Origin of the sequence: Paenibacillus sp. V4I9 (assembly GCF_030817295.1) — a bacterium.
Taxonomy (GTDB): domain Bacteria; phylum Bacillota; class Bacilli; order Paenibacillales; family NBRC-103111; genus Paenibacillus_E.
The window spans coordinates 1,386,615-1,405,577 of record NZ_JAUSZE010000001.1 but is presented as its reverse complement, the minus strand read 5'-3'; the positions used below and the strand labels follow the sequence as shown (position 1 = coordinate 1,405,577).

Below are 18,963 nucleotides of genomic sequence, written 5' to 3'. Positions count from 1 at the left end.
TCTGTCGAAATAAAAATAAACCCAAATTTTTAATTAAGTAGGCGAGATCCTTGAATGTAATTGACGACTTACTACTCAATATATTAGCTTTAACACTCCCCATCTTGCTTTGTCATATTTTAGTGCTGGATCGACCCGGTCCCTTCCGCTTTAATGTTTCAAACCAAGCATTTATTGGGCTCATTTGTTCACTAGCAGCCATATTCAGCATGTCTCATCCCTTTTTCACGACAACAGGCAACAATTTTGATCTGCGCACGATCCCTTTACTGATTGCTTTCCTTTATAGCGGCATACGTTCAGGACTTGTAGTCTCCGCAATTATTCTAGCGTATAGCTACTATGTCGACGGTTCCGATTTTTTATGGATTGTTACCTTGTCCGCTCTACTTGTGCCCTTCATCTTGGCTTTCATTGCGCTTAGCAATTGGAAGCACCTAACCCCCAAAGTGATGTTTCCAAGTCTTCTGGCTTTTATTAGCGCTTTAGCAACCTTCTGTATGACGTTGCTTTATCGCATTGTTTCGAATGTCCCCGTGGATAGAAGCTTACTACTATATGGCTTATTGTTCTGTATGGTTCAAATGCTGACAATGTGGATGTTAACCTATTTAATTGTTCGTATCAGTGAAAATGTAGCGATGCGCCAAGAAGTCCAGCGTTCAGAGAAACTTAATGTACTAAGCGAATTAGCTGCTTCGGTCGCCCATGAAATTCGCAACCCAATGACAGTTGCCCGCGGCTTTATGCAAATACTTAGCCAGTCTGAAGTGACAGAAGAGAAGAAACGCATCTATACGACCATGGTTATTGAAGAAATCGACCGAGCACAAAGCATTATTACGGATTACTTATCCTTTGCAAAACCGCAAGCCGAGAAGCTTGAAGAGGTGGATGTGTCCACCTTATCTCTCAAATTAAGCAATCTCATAAATCCTTATGCGTCAATGCGCGGTGTAGAAATTCTTATCGATATGGAGTCTTCTCTTCTGGTAAAAGCCAACAGCGAGAAAATGATTCAATGCTTAGTTAATTTAACGAAAAACGGCATCGAGGCTATGCCCAGCGGAGGCACTCTGCAAATAACTGGCTTCAAGAAAAGCGCTAAGGTTATTTTACAAATTAAAGATAACGGTATTGGCATGACTCCAGAGCAGGTTAACCGTCTCGGAACACCCTTTTACTCTACGAAAAATAAAGGCACCGGTCTTGGCATGATGGTCTCCTATAGAATCATCAAAACATTTGGCGGACTCATTGAAGTAACAAGCCAGCCAGACCAGGGAACTTGCTTCACGATTTCATTACCTACCGTCTGAATCACTTGCTAAAATATCCATAATCCCTTTGAACAACGGAATGGACTTATTGCTCTCGGTTGGATCCATGTTCTTAATAACAACAGAAACGGCATATTTCGGTGAATCAACAGGTCCATAACCAATAAACCACTGATTCACCTTTTCTTGCTTACCGGTCTCGATTTGTGCCGTACCGGATTTCCCAGCCAGCTTCCACTTGGCATCCTTTAAGCCTTGTCCCGTTCCATCGGTTACCACTTCTCTCATCCAGTTTACTAATGTGTGACTGGTCGCCGCAGAAACCCTCCCCGCCTCAGAATCTAATAATTGAACAGGAAACTTCTCCATCACACGATCCGTCTGATACCGAATTTCTTGAACAACTCTTGGTGAATAACCCTTTCCATTATGCAGCAAGGTAACAATCATATTAGACGCCTGCAAAGGGGTCATCCTGACATCTCTTTGACCAATGGCCGTTTGCATAAGCACTCCCTCATCATTATGCGGGGTATGGGCTCCAAATAGCTGTCCGGTCTCTTCTGCATCCAGTTGACGGAGCATTTGCTCACTGTCCGTCTTCCCCGTCCAACCCACTTCATCCAATACACCAAGCTTATGTGCATAGCTTTCCAACTCAGCAGGTGTCAACCGCTGCATTACTCTGGCAAACACAATATTACAGGATTGCGCATAGCCCTGTTCTAAAGTTAATGGCCCGTGTCCATCTCTTCTCCAGCACGTAAAGCCATATTTCCCAAGGGCACCTTCACAATTGAAAGTTTCTTTGGGATCAACGATCCCTTTATCCAATGCGGCTGCAGCTACGATTGTTTTGAAAATCGAGCCAGGCGCCGTCGCCTTGAGCGCATAATTGCTCCAGTTATTACTAGCTAGATCGACTTCTGTCTGATCAAAGTTGGGTCTGCTCGCCATCGCAACGATATCGCCTTGTGCCACTTCCTGAACAACAGCCGCACCTTCGCGAATATTTAGCTTATCCATAAGGATTTCAATTCGCTGCTGCACGCTTAAATCCAGAGTCGTCACTAGTTTGACTGGATAGAAGGTATTGTCTGGTGCAATCATTCGGGCATCTAAGCCAGCTAACGGTCTTTTTCCTGCGTCTGTAAAATAAGAGATTGACGTCTCACCAACACCCCGAAGCCACAGATCGAAGGTTTTCTCCAGTCCAGCACCTCCAATTCTCGAAATCAGCGTAACCTTTCCTTTCTCCAAATCAGCACCATAGATACTCATCACTCTATCCGGATTTTGCCCAATAAACCCGATCAATTGACGCGCTGTCATGCCTGACGGATAGCGATCCTCCATCTTCACAACTTTCAAAAAGGGTAAACCGAGGGCATTAATTTGCTCCTCCTGTTGATCGCTTAACATTACCGGTTTCCCCCCCTCAGCAGTGCGCCAAACTTGCGGCTCTTTCAAATCCCGATAGAAAGCAAGCCACTGATCTTTATTCGTCAACAAAATGCGAGCCAACTGATTCACTTGTTGAGGCTCACCTTGGTATTCGCTATTAATCGGAAATGCTACTAAGGCTTTAATGATTTTTCCCGTCATCGGCTTTAGATCACGATCTAAGATTTCCCCACGTCCGCTTTCCAGCACAAGGGCACGCTGCCTCTGTACGACTGAATTTTTGACCAAATTAACTCCTCGTGATGAGTAGCTTTCCGTTGTCGCAATTTGTATCCAAAAAAGCTTACCAACGATCCCTATAAACAAAAGTAAGATCGTGAGGAGAACAAGAAAGATTCGACGTTTTTCAAAAGACGATAATTGTTTAATCCTCATGACTACTGACTCCTTTTAACTAACAATGACTGCTGTTGCTTTCAGTATCGTCATTCCTGATCTTGTACAAACTTTCAGATCACGTTAAAGCTCAATAAAACAAAAAAATCCACCCTCCAAAATGGAGAGTGGACAGCGTATTCTATGATACTAAACTTCGAATTTGGATAAAGTGTCGTTAAGCGATTTGGACAGCTGATCCAGCTTGTCCGACAGTTTAACTAAACCATCGCTAATGCTAAGCTGTTCTGAGCTCAACGAAGCAACTTCCTCCGATGTAGCTAGGGATTCCTCAGCTACCGCGCTGACATTCGTCATTGCATCGGAAAGTACAACTTGTGATTGCTCCAGTGTAGAGATCGAATCACTTACCGTGCTTAGCTGTGTAATGAATCCACCCATATGATTCGTTACTTGTTTGAAGATGGTGTCGGCTTCTTTAACAGCTAATATTTGTTCTTGGAAAATTGGTGTTGCCGTCGAAAGCACTTTCACCGTCTCATCGATTTCTTTCGTAATGGTTTCTGTAATTTGACCTACAACATCAATGGATTGTCTGGATTGATCCGCTAGTTTACGAATCTCATCTGCAACCACCATAAAGCCTTTGCCGGCTGCGCCAGCACGTGCGGCTTCAATTGTCGCATTCAAAGACAAAATGTTCGTTTGCTTCGTCATATTATTAAGAACATCCAGGATCTTACGGATAGAACGGGTACTGTCTTTCAAATTATCGACTTTATCAACCATCGAGCGGATCATTTCCTCTGTCAGGTTCGTTTTCGAAATAAGTTCAGTCATATACTTCGTACCTTGTTCACTGGAACTTTGAACATCCGCAGCAGCCGTCCCCATCTCGAGGTTGGCTACAATTACCTGCTTCATTTGCTCGCCAATATGATAAGTCAACTCATTGCCTCTCTCAGACTCCGTCGCCAATCCTCCGGCACCATTGGAAATCTCATCCGTCGCCACAGCAATTTCTCTTGCAGCTGTTGCCGTTACCTTCGAGGAATTCGTTAACTCTTGTGCTGTTTCAAAAACGGCTTGAGCAGAAGTGCTTGTTTGTTGTACCAAGGTTGTAATCTGCTGCATCATCACATCAAAGCTGGCGCCTAGCTGTCCTATTTCATCTTGCGTTTTGTAGTTCGCACGCACGGTAAGTTTCCCTTTAGCACCTTGCTGCATCAAATTACGTAGATTAATCAGGGGACGTCCGATCATTCTAGCTACGAATAATCCGATTAGTACGGCAGCAATAGCCGCGAACAAGGCAATTAGAAGCGTATAATTAAAGATTTTCTTAGCATCCTTCACAAGGGCGCTCACAGGTATATCACCAACGAGATTCCAACCGGATATGGACGACTTATAATAGGCTACCAAATGATCATCGCTCGTTATAAAAGAACCGTGTTCTTCTTCTAATTGTTCTTTCGTCAATTTGACGGCAGAATCTTTTTCTAATTCCGAGATTTCTTTATTAGCTATGTATTTGTTCTCTGTATTCGTAATGACAACCTTACTATCATCACCTAATGACATCCCAGTAATCTCTTTAGTGAGTAAATCTGTATTAAGCTCTATCAGCAGAATGGCTGATGTGGTATTCGTAAGTGTATTTCTCATCACTCGACCAATGGCAAATGTATTGGACGAGCCGCTGGAATACCCTTTGACTTTACTATCTAACCAAGCCACTTTTCCACCGTTCTCAACTGTCTTCTTAAACCAATCATTCTCGCTTGAATTTTCGCTAAATGATGTACCACCCGAACCTGTAATGACAATCAGTTTACCATCCGGTCTGTAAAGATGAAGCGTTTTAATTGCTTTGTTCGAGAAAGTCACGACATTCAATTTGTCTGTCAATTGGCGAGTAACATCAAGAGCTTCATAAGAGGATGGATCTAATGTGGGGATTGACGCAAGCAAATCCTGCAGATCCTTGTTAAGCATAATTTGTAGAGATACTTCATCAAAAGTTTGATAAAGGAAATCTAGTTTTTGTCCGGCCTGTGTTACGGTTTGAAGACTGGATTCAGACACTTTGTTCTTAATCACATTTTTCGATACCGTGTAAGAAATCAGACCCACAGTGAGGACGAAAAAAAGAATACTTACAAAAAACATTAAAAACAGCTTCATGCCTACCGATTTTACTGGGTTTTCTACCTTGACTTGCTTCATTTCTTTAAAAGCGGTCGAACCCATTTGCTTAGATTTCTTGCTGGCCACGCCTACTATACGCCCCCATGGAACATTACGAATTGCTTGAACTGCTTTGTCTAAAATACTTTGAAGTTTCTCTTTCATTTTGTTCACCGCCATTAGTTTCTACTTCCTACAAATACCATACTTTTGAACTAGAATGTAAAGGGTTCACTTTACGTTTTTTAATAATTTCGACATAGTTTACCATTATCCTTCAAAATCCGATCTAAAATAATAAAAAAAGAAACTTTCTCCAATATACTCGAGTTTGGAGAAAGTTTCCATGGTTTTATTTTCCTGTTTTCTTACGCATCATATCCCATTTTTTTACAGGTTTGTCCGTTTGTAATTTGATCATTTGAAGTGGATGTCTGGCTGCATCTAATTCTAGGCCATCTTCATTTCGTATAGTACCAACCTTTTGCTTAAAATGCGTACCATCCGGCCCGAAAAATTCAATTTCTTGGCCAGGCTTGAAATGATTTCTTTGCTGTATGAGTGCTGTTCCCGATTCAGCATCATACCCCATAACCAGACCAACAAAATCAAATCCAACGACTTTATCTTCTGGCTCAAAAATATGATCCTCATGCCCAGGCGCTTCATAGAAGAAACCGGAGTTCAAAGGTCGGTTTGCCGCTTTATATATTTCATCTTGCCACACAGGGTTGACTTCAAAATGCTCAGGATCAGCAAAGTAGGAATCAATAGCTTGGCGGTAAGCATTAACAACCGTAGCTACATAATGAATGCTCTTCATCCTGCCCTCAATCTTGAAGCTGTCTACGCCAGATTCGATCATCTCCGCAATATGTTCAATCATGCTCAGATCCTTCGAACCCATCGTGAAAGCATCGTCTTCCTCGCCAAACATAGGCAAATCCGTGGCCAATGGAGCAGAAAGAGGTTGATCCTTGGCAAATAAATCGTACTTCCAACGGCATGATTGCGAGCAGCCGCCACGATTGGAATCTCGATCAGTGAAATGATTAGAAAGCACGCATCGGCCAGAGTACGAGCTGCACATTGCCCCATGTATAAAGGCTTCAATTTCTACATCGACATGAGCTTTAATCTCATCGATTTCTTCCATGCTGACTTCACGGGCAAGAACAACTCGCTCAATACCCTGGTCTTTCCAAAACTTCACGGTTTGCCAGTTCATAACGGATTGCTGAGTACTCACATGAACTTCCAGCTTAGGGGCTACTCTTCTGCACGTCTCCATAATAATTGGATCAGCTGCAATAATAGCAGAAATCCCAACCTCTTGAAGTCCTCTCAAATAATCATCAAGACCTTCTATATCTTCATTATGAGCATAAATATTCGTTGCAACGAATACTTTAGCCCCATATTGATTGGCAAACTCTACGGCTTCGCGCATTTCCTCCAGCGAAAAGTTATCCGCGTTGGATCGGAGACCATACTTCTGACCACCGATGTAAACCGCATCCGCTCCGTAATGGATCGCAAATTTCAGCTTCTCTAAACTACCTGCCGGAGCTAGTAATTCCGGCTTGTTAAGCCTAACACGCTTTCCCCTTGCTCGGGCTTCTATGGCTGTCGTCGTCACGATAACGCACCTTCTTTCATCTATCAATATACCTGTTCTTTGTAGAAAAACCCATATGACAATTCACGTTCAGGATCTTGCAGCTTAACTATCGCATCCAACCACTCCTGTTGAAAGCTATATCCTTCAGGATCAGCTGCATAAGCATCGATTACAGCCCGATAGCTTCTCACAACCGTCTCGTTATACAGAGAAGATTTCAAAAGACCTTCGATTTTCAAGCTATCTATTTGACCGTCCATAAGCTCTGGTAAATTTTCCAACATACATATATCTTCGGAACTCATAATGTGCGTGCCATTACTATCTTCATATACAGGGTATCGCTGATCACGGCGTTCATGTTCAATGAGGAATAGCCCTCGCTCAATGGAACGATCCTGGTCTGCTGCATCTTTCCCTTGGTGCTCAATATAATTCTTCACTAGCTCACGCTTAGAGTGATAAATATTGGTGATGCCATGTACTTGTACTTCAACAGCCAACTCCGCGTGCTCTTTAAAAGCCAAAACCTGCTCCATATTCAGTTCTCTAGCCAGGACCACACGGGTAGCTCCTTGTTTAGCCCAATAGTTCGCAGTCGCATAATTGGTTGAGGTCATCTCTGCATTCCAGTGCAGCGCTAGCGGCTTAGGTAAAAAACGTGCATTCATGAGTACAGCTGGATCACCGAAAATGATTGCATCTACACCGTATTCCTGTAATTTAGCTAAATAATCAAACAGCCCTTCAAGGGCATTATTGTCAAAAATATTGTTTACTGCAACATATACACTGGCCTTCTGTTCATGTGCCCAGGACACAGCTTCCTGCATCTCATCCAGTTTCACTTCTCCCGGCAGACGCATGCCGTAGTGCGCTTCACCAATAATAACCGCATCTGCGCCTGCTTCGATCAACCTTTTCAGTTCTGCCACAGTGCTGCAGCTTACTACTAACTCTGGTTTTTTCAATTGCTTACCCTACCTTCTTTCAGCTTCCTATCATAAGTTCGTATTACTAATTCGCAGCCTTCTTGCTTTCTGCAATATTCTTCTTATGCTCTTCAAAAGTTTCTGCGAACAAATGCCCTTTGGTCCCATCCTTCTTAGTTACGTAGAATAAATACTTCGTCTCTTCCGGATAAATAGCTGCTTTCATCGAAGCAAGGCTCGGACTCGCGATCGGTCCCGGAGGTAAACCCGTGTTTAAATACGTATTATAAGGACTTTGTATTTGAAGATCCTTCTCCAGCAATCTCTCTTTGGACTTATCAAATAAATATTGCACGGTTGCATCAATTTGCAGGGGCATATTCTTCTTCAACCGGTTCTGGATAACGCCGGATACAAGTGCACGCTCTTCATTTACAACCACTTCACGTTCAATTAAAGAGGCAATCGTCAACATCTGGTGTACGTTAAGTCCGCGCTCCTTGAGCTTGTCCTTCCAGTCTGGGGGAAGTGTCGCCAGCTTCTTATCCAGCTGCTGCAGGGTTCGCTCAATGAAATCTTGTTCCGTGGAGTCCTTCTTAAACTCATACGTTTCTGGGAACAGATACCCTTCGAGACGGTGTTTGATGCTTTTATTATCAGGAATCGTTGCGATCGTTTCCCCCTTGAACCCAGCAGGCGTATCCGCCATCTGTAGAAAAACTTCCTTTTTCCAAGGAGTCTGCTCACTTAATTTGGCTGCAATCTGATCAATGGTATAGCCCTCAGGGATCGTAATACGGATGACTTCTTCCTTCACGGTCTCCCCTTTATTCAGCTTATTAATCATTTCTTCGAAAGTCATGCCCGGCTTCATACTGTACTCGCCTGCTTGAAGTCTGGAGCCCTGTTTCTTCATCTTTAAATAATACGTAAAAATCGAAGAATTTTTAATAAGTCCCTTCGTTTCAAGCTCCTTGGCGATTTGCAAAGACCCGGCGCCTTGTGGAATTGAAACTCTTACTTCTTGATCTGAAGCCTCTACAGGCTGGAGCGCATTCGCGATATACAATCCGATGCCGCCTGCAGTTCCAATGATAATGAGCAGCAATAGTCCAACAATAAGAAGGATGAGCTTAAGCTTACTTCTTCTAGGCTTATTCTGTTCATTCTCTTGTCCAAGCATGTTGTTCACAATAATCCTCCTAAAAGTTTTGCTTTAGCAAAACTGACTTCGTAAGCATTGGCTTTAGAGTTTTCGTAAGAAAACTGGCTTCGTAAGCATTTGTATACCCCAAAGCAAACAAAAAAGAGCGGATGTGCTCCGCTCGGTTGTATGCTTCTTACGATTCATCCTGTTCTGGAAATACCATCTCGTCGTAGAGCTCTGAAACGGTTTCCCATTCCTCGTCATCCTCGATGGTTTCCAATTCATACTGTCCGTCGCTATCTGTCGTCACTCGGAAAACAGCAACCTCGTCTTCCTTCTTGAGTTCATCGGATTGCAGAACAGCGTACGTATAACTTCCATAAACGAATTCTTTAAGAAGATGATACACCGTTGATTCATTTTGCTCATCAAACAAAATAATATCATCCCCGTAAGTTTTGCGCAATACGTCAGAAGGCGTCGTACTCATGCTTCTTCTTCCTCATCGAATTCTGCCATTAATGTATTGAATGTTTCTTCAACAATATTCCATTCTTCTTCATCCTCGATGGTGAACAGCTTCAAATCCTCGCCGTCATCATCCTCTTCATAGCGAAATGCGTACACTTCATCGGATTCTTCATCTCCGCCGTCTGTAGGAACTACCATCATGTACTTCTTGTCTGAACCGTCCACTTCGAATTTCATGATAACCTCGAACTCTTCTTCGTTGCCTTCATCGTCCGGGATGTAAATGATTTCTGGTTGTTCTTCATGCAATTCTTCTTTGGACATATTCGTTCACCTCTTCATATTAGCATCCATGTACCCTTGCAGAATGAGTTGTGCGGCCATTTTATCAATAACCAACTTGCGTTTCTTCCGACTCACATCAGCTTCTAGCAGTGTGCGTGTCGCAGCTACGGTCGTTAACCGCTCATCCCACAGGTTTACAGGTACACTTAGTTTTTGCTCTAATTCTTGCGAAAATGCGATTGCAAGCTCGCCGCGCGGCCCTATTGTATTGTTCATATTCTTGGGTAAGCCTACAACGATTTGAGTAACACCATACTCTTTGACAATGGCCTCCAGCCGAGCGATGTCTTCCCCAGGCTTACGACGATGTATGACTTCAAGCCCTTGAGCCGTCCAACCAAGCTCATCGCTCATCGCTACACCAATCGTTTTGTCCCCATAATCCAAGCCTATCCATCTCATGCCGGTTCTCTTTTCCTTCTATTTGTGTTGACCCAGATAAGCACGAACTAATTCTTCAATGAGTTCGTCCCGTTCCCGTTTACGAATGAGGCTCCGAGCATTATTATGCCGTGGAATATAGGCAGGATCTCCGGAAAGCAAGTACCCGACAATCTGGTTGATCGGATTATACCCTTTTTCCTGAAGAGCATCATACACCGCTAATAACACATCTTTGGGCGATGTCTCTATTTCTTCTGCCTTTACGTTGAACTTCATCGTTTTATCCATGGAACTCATCAGGAGCACCTCACTTTCCTTGTGATACCTTTGTAAAATATTTGAAAATCAATCCATGTATACTGGTTATATTCTCTATGGGTTTAAAAATTCCTGTCCCACAGAAAAATAATTATGCAAATTGGGAAAGAAGTCCTTCAACTCCGTACAAAGCAGCTTGTAATTTGGATGCATCCTTGCCGCCTGCTTGCGCCATATCCGGGCGACCGCCTCCGCTACCGCCAACAGCCTGAGCCACTTCTTTAATGATTTTACCTGCATGGAAGCCTTTAGCCACAAGATCTGGCGTGACAGCAGCAACCAAATTGACTTTGTCATCTGCAACTGCGCCGAGTACGATAACTGCGGAACCTAGCTTTGTCTTCATCTCATCCACAATATTGCGAAGTGAATCCATATCCGCTGCATTGACTTGTGCAGCCAGCACTGAAACCCCCGCTATTTGCTTCACTTGGTCTGTAAGAGAACCCGCTTCGATTCGCCCAAGCTTGCTGCGCAGCGACTCGTTTTCACGTGTCAGTTCCTTCACTTGCTGAAGCGCAGCTTCAACACGTTTGGGTACATCTTGAACATTTGATTTGAGCAAGCCCGCGGATTCTTTCAGTAATTGTAACTGCTGATCAAGGTATTCATACGCACTGCGGCCAGACACCGCTTCGATCCGACGAACACCTGAACCGATACCGGACTCGCTGACAATTTTGAATAAGCCAATTTGACCCGTATTCTGAACATGGCAACCGCCGCACAGCTCTAAGCTGTAATCGCCAACTTGCACAACGCGCACGATATCACCGTACTTCTCGCCGAACAAAGCCATAGCTCCCATTGCTTTCGCGTCAGCGATTGCTTTGAGTGAAATATCCACATTCGTGTTATTCCAGATTTGACGGTTCACACGCTGTTCTACATCCTGCAGCTCTTCGCTGCTAATGCTTCCGAAATGCGAGAAGTCAAACCGTAAACGGTCAGGTTCAACCAAAGAACCCGCTTGGTTAACATGCGTTCCTAGTACTTCTTTAAGCGCCTTGTGCAGCAAATGTGTAGCTGTATGGTTCTTAATGATATCCCCACGCTCTGCAGCAGCAACAATAGCTTCTACCGAATCACCATTGCGAAGAACACCCGACACAACAAGTACTTTGTGAACGTGCTGGCCATGAGGCGCTTTGATAACATCTTCAACCTTCAATGACACTTGGTTACTTCGAATTATACCATAGTCACTTACCTGACCGCCGCTTTCAGCGTAGAAAGGAGTTCGATCCAATACGACCTGACAGGTCTCACCAACTCCGACGAGGTCAACGAGTTCATTCTCATGAACGATCGCCACGATACTTGCAGTAACTACCAATTCATTATATCCAACAAATTCGCTTTTAATCGTTAATTCAGACAGCGGTCCACCTTGTACCTTCATACCGCCTTCTTTATGACTGGCCGCTCTAGCACGGTCGCGCTGTTCCTGCATGGAAGTATCAAATCCTTCACGGTCAACCGTTAAGCCCTTCTCAGAAGCGAAATCTTCGGTCAAATCGAAAGGGAAGCCATACGTATCATACAGCTTAAAAGCATCCGGTCCGCTAATCTGCTTCGTCCCCGCTTGACGTGTCTTTTCTACCATTTCGGCTAAAATGATCAAGCCATCGCTTAACGTTTCATGGAAACGTTCCTCTTCGGTTCGGATGACCTTCTCGATAAATTCTCGTTTATCTACAACTTCCGTGTAGTAAACGCCCATTATCTCCCCAACTGTTGGTACGAGCTTATGAAGGAATGGCTTATCAAGTCCAAGTACTTTGCCGTATCGTACAGCGCGGCGCAGCAATCGCCGGATAACATAACCGCGTCCTTCATTAGAAGGCAGAACGCCATCACCAACGGAGAAAGCAACGGTGCGTATGTGGTCAGCGATGACTTTGAGTGCAACATCATGCTCTTCGTTCACGTGATATTTCACACCCGTAAGCTCACATGTTTTATCAATAATCGGCTTAAACAAATCCGTGTCAAAGTTTGAGTCCACATCTTGCAGAATCGAAGCAAAACGTTCTAATCCTGCCCCGGTATCAATATTTTTGTTAGGGAGCGGTGTATAGCTGCCGTCTTTATTATGGTTGAATTGCGTAAACACGAGGTTCCAAACTTCTAGGAAACGCTCATTTTCCCCACCTGGCCAGCATTCTGGATCAGACAAATCACCGTATTTATCGCCGCGATCATAGAAAATCTCTGTACAAGGACCACATGGACCCTCGCCAATATCCCAGAAATTATCTTCTTTGAGCTTATAAATACGCTCTTCGGGTATACCAATTTGTTTGTTCCAAATTTCAAAAGCTTCCTCATCATCTTCATGCACAGTGACAGAAATACGATTCGGATCAAAGCCGATCCATTGTGGATCAGTCAAAAACTCCCAAGCCCAAGGAATGACTTCTTTTTTAAAGTAGTCTCCGATGGAGAAATTCCCCAGCATCTCAAAGAACGTATGATGTCGGCGTGTTTTACCCACATTTTCAATATCATTCGTACGAATACATTTCTGGGCATTCGTAATCCGCGGATTCTCAGGAATTTCGCGTCCATCCAAATACGGCTTTAAAGGAGCAATTCCCGCATTTATCCACAAGAGTGAAGGGTCATTATGTGGGACGAGTGATGAGCTTGGCTCTACCTTATGCCCTTTACTTGCAAAGAACTGCAACCACTTGGAACGTATTTCACTTGCTTTCATCTTTTTCAAGCCTCCATATTTATCAATTGTTCGAAAAACAAACAAAAAACGCCCCTGTAACATACAGGGACGAATAATCGCGGTACCACCCTGGTTATTGTGTTCGGCTCACCCTTGTATATAGCAAGAGGAAACAAACGCAATCTCCTTGTGCGGATCTGTAACGGGTCCAACCGGTGGAGTTCATCCACACTCCGAAACGAGCTTTGGGCCATCCTAGCACCGAAAGGTTCTCACAGCCGCTACTGGCAGTAATACTGCTCTAGCGGAACCTTCTCTCTGACGATGGACTATGGCTTACTAAAGTTTCATCAACGCTTTCAATTCAGATATAGATAAGGCAAATTATAACTATATGCTAGTACCCTGTCAATATTCATGTAAAGCTTTGGGCTCTACTTCCATTCAATGTAACAAATGTTAATGAAACCAAACCTTTAAGGGGATCGTATGCAAACTCGGATCCAATTTCAAGAACAAAAAGAGCAAAAAGAAGAAAAGGACGACAAAGGGGATGACATAGATAAAAATTTAAAAAATCACGGTTGACAATCATTCTCAATGAACGTATACTAAGTTTAATGATAATGATTTTCATTATCGCACTAAGACATATCGCAAGAATTCGTATACTTATTCCGTAGCCCATTCGATGGTTTACGCATGGCCACACCTTTCATATCCTCAACCCTCGTGCAGAACCCCTCTGAACCATGATCCCGCAAGTCATGGCTCAGAGGGGTTCTGTGCGTCCACACAAATGAAACCTCATGTCGTGGGCTTATGAACATAGTGAAGGAAAACATGTTGTATGATAACCTTCATGACCGCAAAGAAAGGTACAGCCAATATTAACCCCACAATACCTGCGACTTCCCCACCTACAAGTAACGCGAAAATAATAAACAACGGATGCATATGAAGCGTTCTTCCTACCACCTGAGGGGAAATGACGTTGCCTTCGAGAATTTGCACAGCTAAATTAACGAGTGCGACGAACAATAACATTTTCAAAGAGATCGTTGAAGCCATAATGATTGCGGGAGCTGCTCCAAAAAAAGGCCCCAAGTAAGGAATAATATTAAATACCGCCACAACGCTGGCGAGCAGCAAGGCATATGGCATCCCAATAAGCCAATACCCCAAATAGGCAAGAACTCCTATAATCACGCAGACTAACAGTTGGCCCCGGATATAATTGCCAAGAGCAGTGTCAATATCAATGAGCAATTTGATTGTTCTTTTACGATGCTCACGCGGCACAATAGCCAGTGCTGTTTTCTCAATAATTTGAAAATCCTTTAAGATATAAAATGCAACGAACGGTACGATAAAAGCGATGAACAGCATATTTATGGTATTTCCAATCTGATTCATGTAGTTCGAGATAGCCATGGAAATGCTGTTTTCCAGCTTCGTAAGTGAATGATTAAATCCATTGCGCACGCTGTCGGGCAGCAGTTGATTTTGATTAAAGCCGTCTACTATCGACTGTGCACGCATAGCCATTTGCGGCATATGCTCATTCAGTTCCGCAATTTGGGACACAAACATCGGTGTCATATTCATGATAATAACGGTCAGAGAGGAGAGAAAGACACTATAAATAAGCAGTACTGCAATGGTTCTTGGTACTTTCCGTTGGTTAAGAATATTCACGATCGGGTTTAAAATGTACGAAATAATCACAGCTATAAAAAATGGCGTTAAAATGGCTTTGATAAAGGTAAATACACTAAACATTATAGGCTTTATTTTCAGCAGCATATACAAGCTGGCCAGGACAAGTAGGAGGTATACCAACCCGACAAACCATTTATTTTTCCAAAAACGTTCCATTCTCTTCACCTCTGTTAATCCTTATAAACATATGCTCATACAGTATATGTACAACCCGTCCAAATTAACCCGTTAAATCATGAGCTAAACAATAAAAAAACGCTACTTTTTAAGCGCCGCTGCGCTCAAAAAATAACGTTTCGTAATGTGTATTAACGATTAATTTGCATGTTCGTGGACATGAGGAATTTCTTCCTCAAAAAATAAATCATCCAGAGAACTCAACGTACCGTCTTCCTCTACTTGATACACGGACATTTTGTCTCCGTTAACACTGAGTTCAATAAAGCAACCCCAGCAGTAGAATTGATGGGAACCGATTTTTCCAATATCTTTGGAATTACAGTTTGGACAACGCATAATGTTCACCCTATTCTTCTTTGGATACGAAGAGTTCTTCTACTTCCTGAGCGCAATGTACAGGCACTATGATGGCATCTTCCCCTTTGGTTGCCGCCACCGGCATGGGAAGCCATCTACGCCCTTCCTTTAAATCAGAAATAAACCCTTCGGACAATTCATAACCTACTATTTGTTTACCCCAATTCTGGTTTAAATAAACATCTTCTACCACGCCTAATTTGTGCCCTCCCACCGTAATGACGGGAAGACCTTTGATTTTGCGGCTTCCTTCAAGAAAAGCATGGCACTCTTCCACATGCTCAAACTCGCGAATGACACTTTCGTTCGGTATGGTAATGGCATCTTCTCCGGCAGCAACGATTCCCTCCCATGGTATGTAACGTAAGGAGGAGAACCAATTCTTCACTTCGAGCATGATACCTCGTATGTTCCAATCAGGGCCTACCAACAAATCTTTAACTTGACCTATTTGTTTACCGGAATCTACCGTTAGAACGGGAAGTCCGATCAAATCATGCGCTTTGCGCAAGTTTAATTCCTCCTAGAACCACCCGGTACTATGTAGTACGCAACCGCTTGACAATGGTTGCAATTTTCTGGGCAGCTGTTTCGATTTGTTCTTTAGAATTCCCCATTCCAAAACTAAATCGAACCGCGGAGGCTGTAACATTTTCTGGGAGCTTCATGGCTTGTAATACGTGCGATACTTCAAGTGAACCTGACGTACATGCAGAACCGCTTGCAGCAGCCACTTCTTCTAAATCAAGATTCATGAGAAGTGTTTCTGTTGAGATACCTGGGAAGCTGATGTTCAGAATATGCGGGATACACTGTTCCTTGTGGCCATTAATCATAAAGCTATCACAGCCTAATTGCTGCTCCAGTATACTTATCATAAGCCCGCGAAACTCTGTGACTTTGGATTGCATGTTGTCCATCATCGGGAGAGTTACTTCCACAGCTTTGGCAAAGCCTGCGATTGCTGCTACATTCTCCGTACCTGCGCGGCGCTTTCTCTCCTGAGCACCGCCAAAGACGTGAGGTGTTAACCTCGTGTTCTTCGATACAAATAATGCGCCTGCACCTTTGGGTCCGTATATCTTATGAGCTGAGAAACTCATTAAATCAACAGGAAGTTCACGAATATTCAGCGGTAATTTACCTAAAGCCTGCACAGCATCTACATGAAAAGGAATTTGCCGACTCCGCGCTAAATGACCTACTTGCTCGATCGGTTGAATCGTACCCACTTCATTATTTACATACATGATGGAAATGAGAGCAGTGTCAGGACGAATAGCCGCTTCCACATCTTCTATTTGAATAAGACCGGTCGGACCTACTGGAAGGTAGGTCACCTCAAATCCGAGGCTCTCCAATCGCTCACAGGGATGCAAAACAGCATGATGTTCGATTTCCGTCGTAATGATATGCTTCTTGCCATCCTTGTTCGCATTCATGATCCCAAAGATCGCCATGTTATTGCTTTCGGTCCCTCCGCTTGTAAAAATAAGCTCAGCAGGTAAACAGCCTAGCGACTTCGCCATAGCGTCACGAAACCGATTGAGTGCTGTTCTAGTGGCTCTGCCGAAGCTGTGTGTACTCGAAGGATTACCAAAAAAGGCTGTATAGAATGGAAGCATCGCTTCCATTACTTCAGGATGCACGGGTGTTGTTGCTGCATGATCAAGATAAATAGGATTCATAGGACACCCTTAAATGTAAAACATATAGTTGTCGTTCTTGCCTTGGTCTTCGAAAGAAATCAAGTTCGCAAGTGTAGTAGAATCTAGCACATCCGCAATACTATCGCGAATACGAATCCACAGATCACGCTTAGCCGGATCATCTTCCTCCGTAAAGTCGACAGGACTAATCGGTCCTTCTAATACACGAATAACCTCGCCTGCTGTTACTGTTTCAGCGGATTTTGAGAGAATATATCCACCGTAAGCACCACGAATACTTTTGACCAATCCTGCATTGCGAAGCGGAGCTACAAGTTGTTCCAGATAATGCTCGGAAAGCTGATGCTTTTCGGCAATACTTTTGAGTGAAGTCGGTCCTTCACCAAATCGATTGGCCAGCTCCATCATGATCGTCAAACCATAGCGGCCTTTTGTAGAAATTTTCAAAGTTACACCTCATTCAACATTATATGCCATCAAGGAGTCTGATCGATATTGCTAAAACTTCTGTTTGCCTACCATCTATTTTATCCACGTTCAGACACTATGGTCTTCCCTATCTTGGTACACAGCGTTTCCATTTTTCGCAAAAACATTCCTAAACATCCGTATATCGTATATATGGTATCATAAATTCCTTGTTCTGTGGGGGAAAAACAATGACATTCTCATGAAATATTTTAATTTTGAACAATAGAGAGGTATAATAGTAAGAGTTTTAAAAAAAGTCTCACAAGATAGAAAAGAGGTTCACAGCTATGAGTAAAAAAACACGTGTCATTTTGGGAATGTCCGGAGGTGTCGATTCTTCGGTTGCTGCGCTGTTGCTTAAGGAACAGGGCTACGAGGTTATTGGCATTTTCATGAAAAATTGGGACGATACCGATGAGTTTGGCCATTGCACCGCAGAAGAAGATGCAGAGGATGTTAGAAGAGTGTGCGATCAGCTCGACATCCCTTTCTATACAGTTAATTTCGAAAAGCAATATTACGACAAAGTTTTCGCCTATTTCTTGGACGAGTACACCAAGGGCCGCACGCCGAATCCGGATGTGATGTGTAACCGAGAAATTAAATTCGGGGAATTGCTTCAAAAGGTCATAGACTTAGGTGGGGATTATATTGCAACAGGTCACTACGCACAAGTAAAAGAGCAAGATGGTGAATATGTGCTCTTGCGTGGTAATGATGCCAACAAAGATCAAACGTACTTCCTTAACGTGCTCAATCAGCAGCAGTTGTCCAAAGCCATGTTCCCGATTGGCCACCTACCGAAACCAAAGGTTCGTGAAATTGCTGAAGCAGCTGGTCTTGCCACTGCTAAGAAGAAAGACAGTACCGGAATTTGCTTCATCGGCGAGCGAGACTTTAAACAGTTCCTCAGCCAATACTTGCCTGCAAAGCCAGGCAATATGGTCGATATTCGTAACGGTGAAGTCAAAGGACGTCACGACGGTTTGATGTACTATACCCTGGGTCAAAGACAAGGACTTGGTATTGGCGGTTCAGGCTCTGGCGAGCCGTGGTTCGTTGTTGATAAAGATTTGGAAAACAATCAATTGCTTGTTGTTCAAGGTGAGCAGTATCCAGGACTATATTCTAAGGGCTTAACAGCCACAGATGTGAACTGGATCTCATCGAACAAACCGGTGGGCGCGTATGCCTGTACAGCCAAATTCCGTTACCGTCAGCCAGACCAAGGCGTAGTTCTTACTTTTATGGAGGATGGGACATGTGAAGTTGTCTTCGACAAACCGCAAAAAGCCGTGACGCCAGGGCAATCTGTCGTTTTCTATGATGGAGACGTGTGTTTAGGCGGCGGAGTTATTGATAAGGTTCATAAGTAAGTTTAATTCGCGGATATTG

Annotated in this window: 17 protein-coding genes; 2 read left to right on the top strand and 15 right to left on the bottom strand. The window is 43.5% G+C overall.

Annotated elements, in window-relative coordinates; translation table 11 throughout:
- Positions 1–50: 50 nt before the first annotated feature.
- Positions 51–1,319 (top strand): ATP-binding protein, encoded by a 1,269-nt coding sequence (locus QFZ81_RS06800; RefSeq protein WP_307602012.1) that lies wholly within the window; start codon positions 51–53, stop codon positions 1,317–1,319.
- On the opposite strand, the gene QFZ81_RS06795 is transcribed toward QFZ81_RS06800, so the two are convergent.
- From QFZ81_RS06795 to cymR, 15 genes are all read right to left on the bottom strand, one after another.
- Positions 1,305–3,119 carry a peptidoglycan D,D-transpeptidase FtsI family protein gene (locus QFZ81_RS06795; RefSeq protein WP_307602010.1) on the bottom strand — a complete coding sequence of 605 codons (1,815 nt, stop codon included), beginning with the start codon at positions 3,117–3,119 and terminating at the stop codon, positions 1,305–1,307. The genes QFZ81_RS06800 and QFZ81_RS06795 overlap by 15 nt on opposite strands.
- Positions 3,120–3,269: 150 nt before the next feature.
- Positions 3,270–5,450: a methyl-accepting chemotaxis protein gene (locus tag QFZ81_RS06790; RefSeq protein ID WP_307446438.1), complete on the bottom strand. Its 2,181-nt coding sequence runs from the start codon at positions 5,448–5,450 to the stop codon at positions 3,270–3,272.
- Between the two features lie 172 nt (positions 5,451–5,622).
- Complete coding sequence (locus QFZ81_RS06785; RefSeq protein WP_373462786.1) at positions 5,623–6,894, bottom strand: peptidase U32 family protein; 1,272 nt, start codon at positions 6,892–6,894, stop codon at positions 5,623–5,625.
- Positions 6,895–6,932: 38 nt separating this feature from the next.
- The gene (locus QFZ81_RS06780; RefSeq protein WP_307602008.1) at positions 6,933–7,862 is read right to left on the bottom strand and encodes a peptidase U32 family protein; all 930 of its coding nucleotides are present in this window, start codon (positions 7,860–7,862) and stop codon (positions 6,933–6,935) included.
- A gap of 46 nt (positions 7,863–7,908) precedes the next feature.
- A complete protein-coding gene (gene mltG / locus QFZ81_RS06775) occupies positions 7,909–9,006 on the bottom strand; it encodes an endolytic transglycosylase MltG (RefSeq protein WP_307606840.1) in 1,098 nt (365 codons plus the stop codon).
- A gap of 157 nt (positions 9,007–9,163) precedes the next feature.
- On the bottom strand, positions 9,164–9,460 hold the full coding sequence (locus QFZ81_RS06770) for a DUF1292 domain-containing protein (RefSeq protein WP_307446446.1): 297 nt from the start codon (positions 9,458–9,460) through the stop codon (positions 9,164–9,166).
- Positions 9,457–9,765, bottom strand: coding sequence for a DUF1292 domain-containing protein (locus tag QFZ81_RS06765; RefSeq protein ID WP_307446449.1), 309 nt, complete (start codon positions 9,763–9,765; stop codon positions 9,457–9,459). Before QFZ81_RS06765 ends, QFZ81_RS06770 begins: the two co-directional genes overlap by 4 nt.
- A 6-nt stretch (positions 9,766–9,771) precedes the next feature.
- Entirely contained in the window at positions 9,772–10,188 is a 417-nt protein-coding gene (gene ruvX, locus QFZ81_RS06760; protein WP_307446452.1) for a Holliday junction resolvase RuvX, read from the bottom strand.
- Positions 10,189–10,206: 18 nt separating this feature from the next.
- Positions 10,207–10,467: an IreB family regulatory phosphoprotein gene (locus tag QFZ81_RS06755; protein WP_028555746.1), complete on the bottom strand. Its 261-nt coding sequence runs from the start codon at positions 10,465–10,467 to the stop codon at positions 10,207–10,209.
- Positions 10,468–10,579: 112 nt separating this feature from the next.
- Positions 10,580–13,207, bottom strand: a complete 2,628-nt coding sequence (alaS, locus tag QFZ81_RS06750; protein ID WP_307602006.1) for an alanine--tRNA ligase — start codon at positions 13,205–13,207, stop codon at positions 10,580–10,582.
- 768 nt (positions 13,208–13,975) lie between these two features.
- Positions 13,976–15,046, bottom strand: a complete 1,071-nt coding sequence (locus QFZ81_RS06745) for an AI-2E family transporter (protein ID WP_307446463.1) — start codon at positions 15,044–15,046, stop codon at positions 13,976–13,978.
- Between the two features lie 159 nt (positions 15,047–15,205).
- A complete protein-coding gene (locus QFZ81_RS06740; protein ID WP_047676263.1) occupies positions 15,206–15,409 on the bottom strand; it encodes a hypothetical protein in 204 nt (67 codons plus the stop codon).
- 7 nt (positions 15,410–15,416) lie between these two features.
- Positions 15,417–15,938: a PRC-barrel domain-containing protein gene (locus tag QFZ81_RS06735; protein WP_307446465.1), complete on the bottom strand. Its 522-nt coding sequence runs from the start codon at positions 15,936–15,938 to the stop codon at positions 15,417–15,419.
- A 28-nt stretch (positions 15,939–15,966) separates the two neighbouring features.
- Positions 15,967–17,115 carry a cysteine desulfurase family protein gene (locus QFZ81_RS06730; protein ID WP_307446468.1) on the bottom strand — a complete coding sequence of 383 codons (1,149 nt, stop codon included), beginning with the start codon at positions 17,113–17,115 and terminating at the stop codon, positions 15,967–15,969.
- A gap of 9 nt (positions 17,116–17,124) precedes the next feature.
- Positions 17,125–17,544, bottom strand: a complete 420-nt coding sequence (gene cymR / locus QFZ81_RS06725; protein WP_307446471.1) for a cysteine metabolism transcriptional regulator CymR — start codon at positions 17,542–17,544, stop codon at positions 17,125–17,127.
- Positions 17,545–17,855: 311 nt separating this feature from the next.
- Here cymR and mnmA point away from each other — a divergent pair, with 311 nt between their 5' ends.
- Positions 17,856–18,944 carry a tRNA 2-thiouridine(34) synthase MnmA gene (gene mnmA, locus QFZ81_RS06720; RefSeq protein ID WP_307602004.1) on the top strand — a complete coding sequence of 363 codons (1,089 nt, stop codon included), beginning with the start codon at positions 17,856–17,858 and terminating at the stop codon, positions 18,942–18,944.
- Positions 18,945–18,963: the final 19 nt, after the last annotated feature.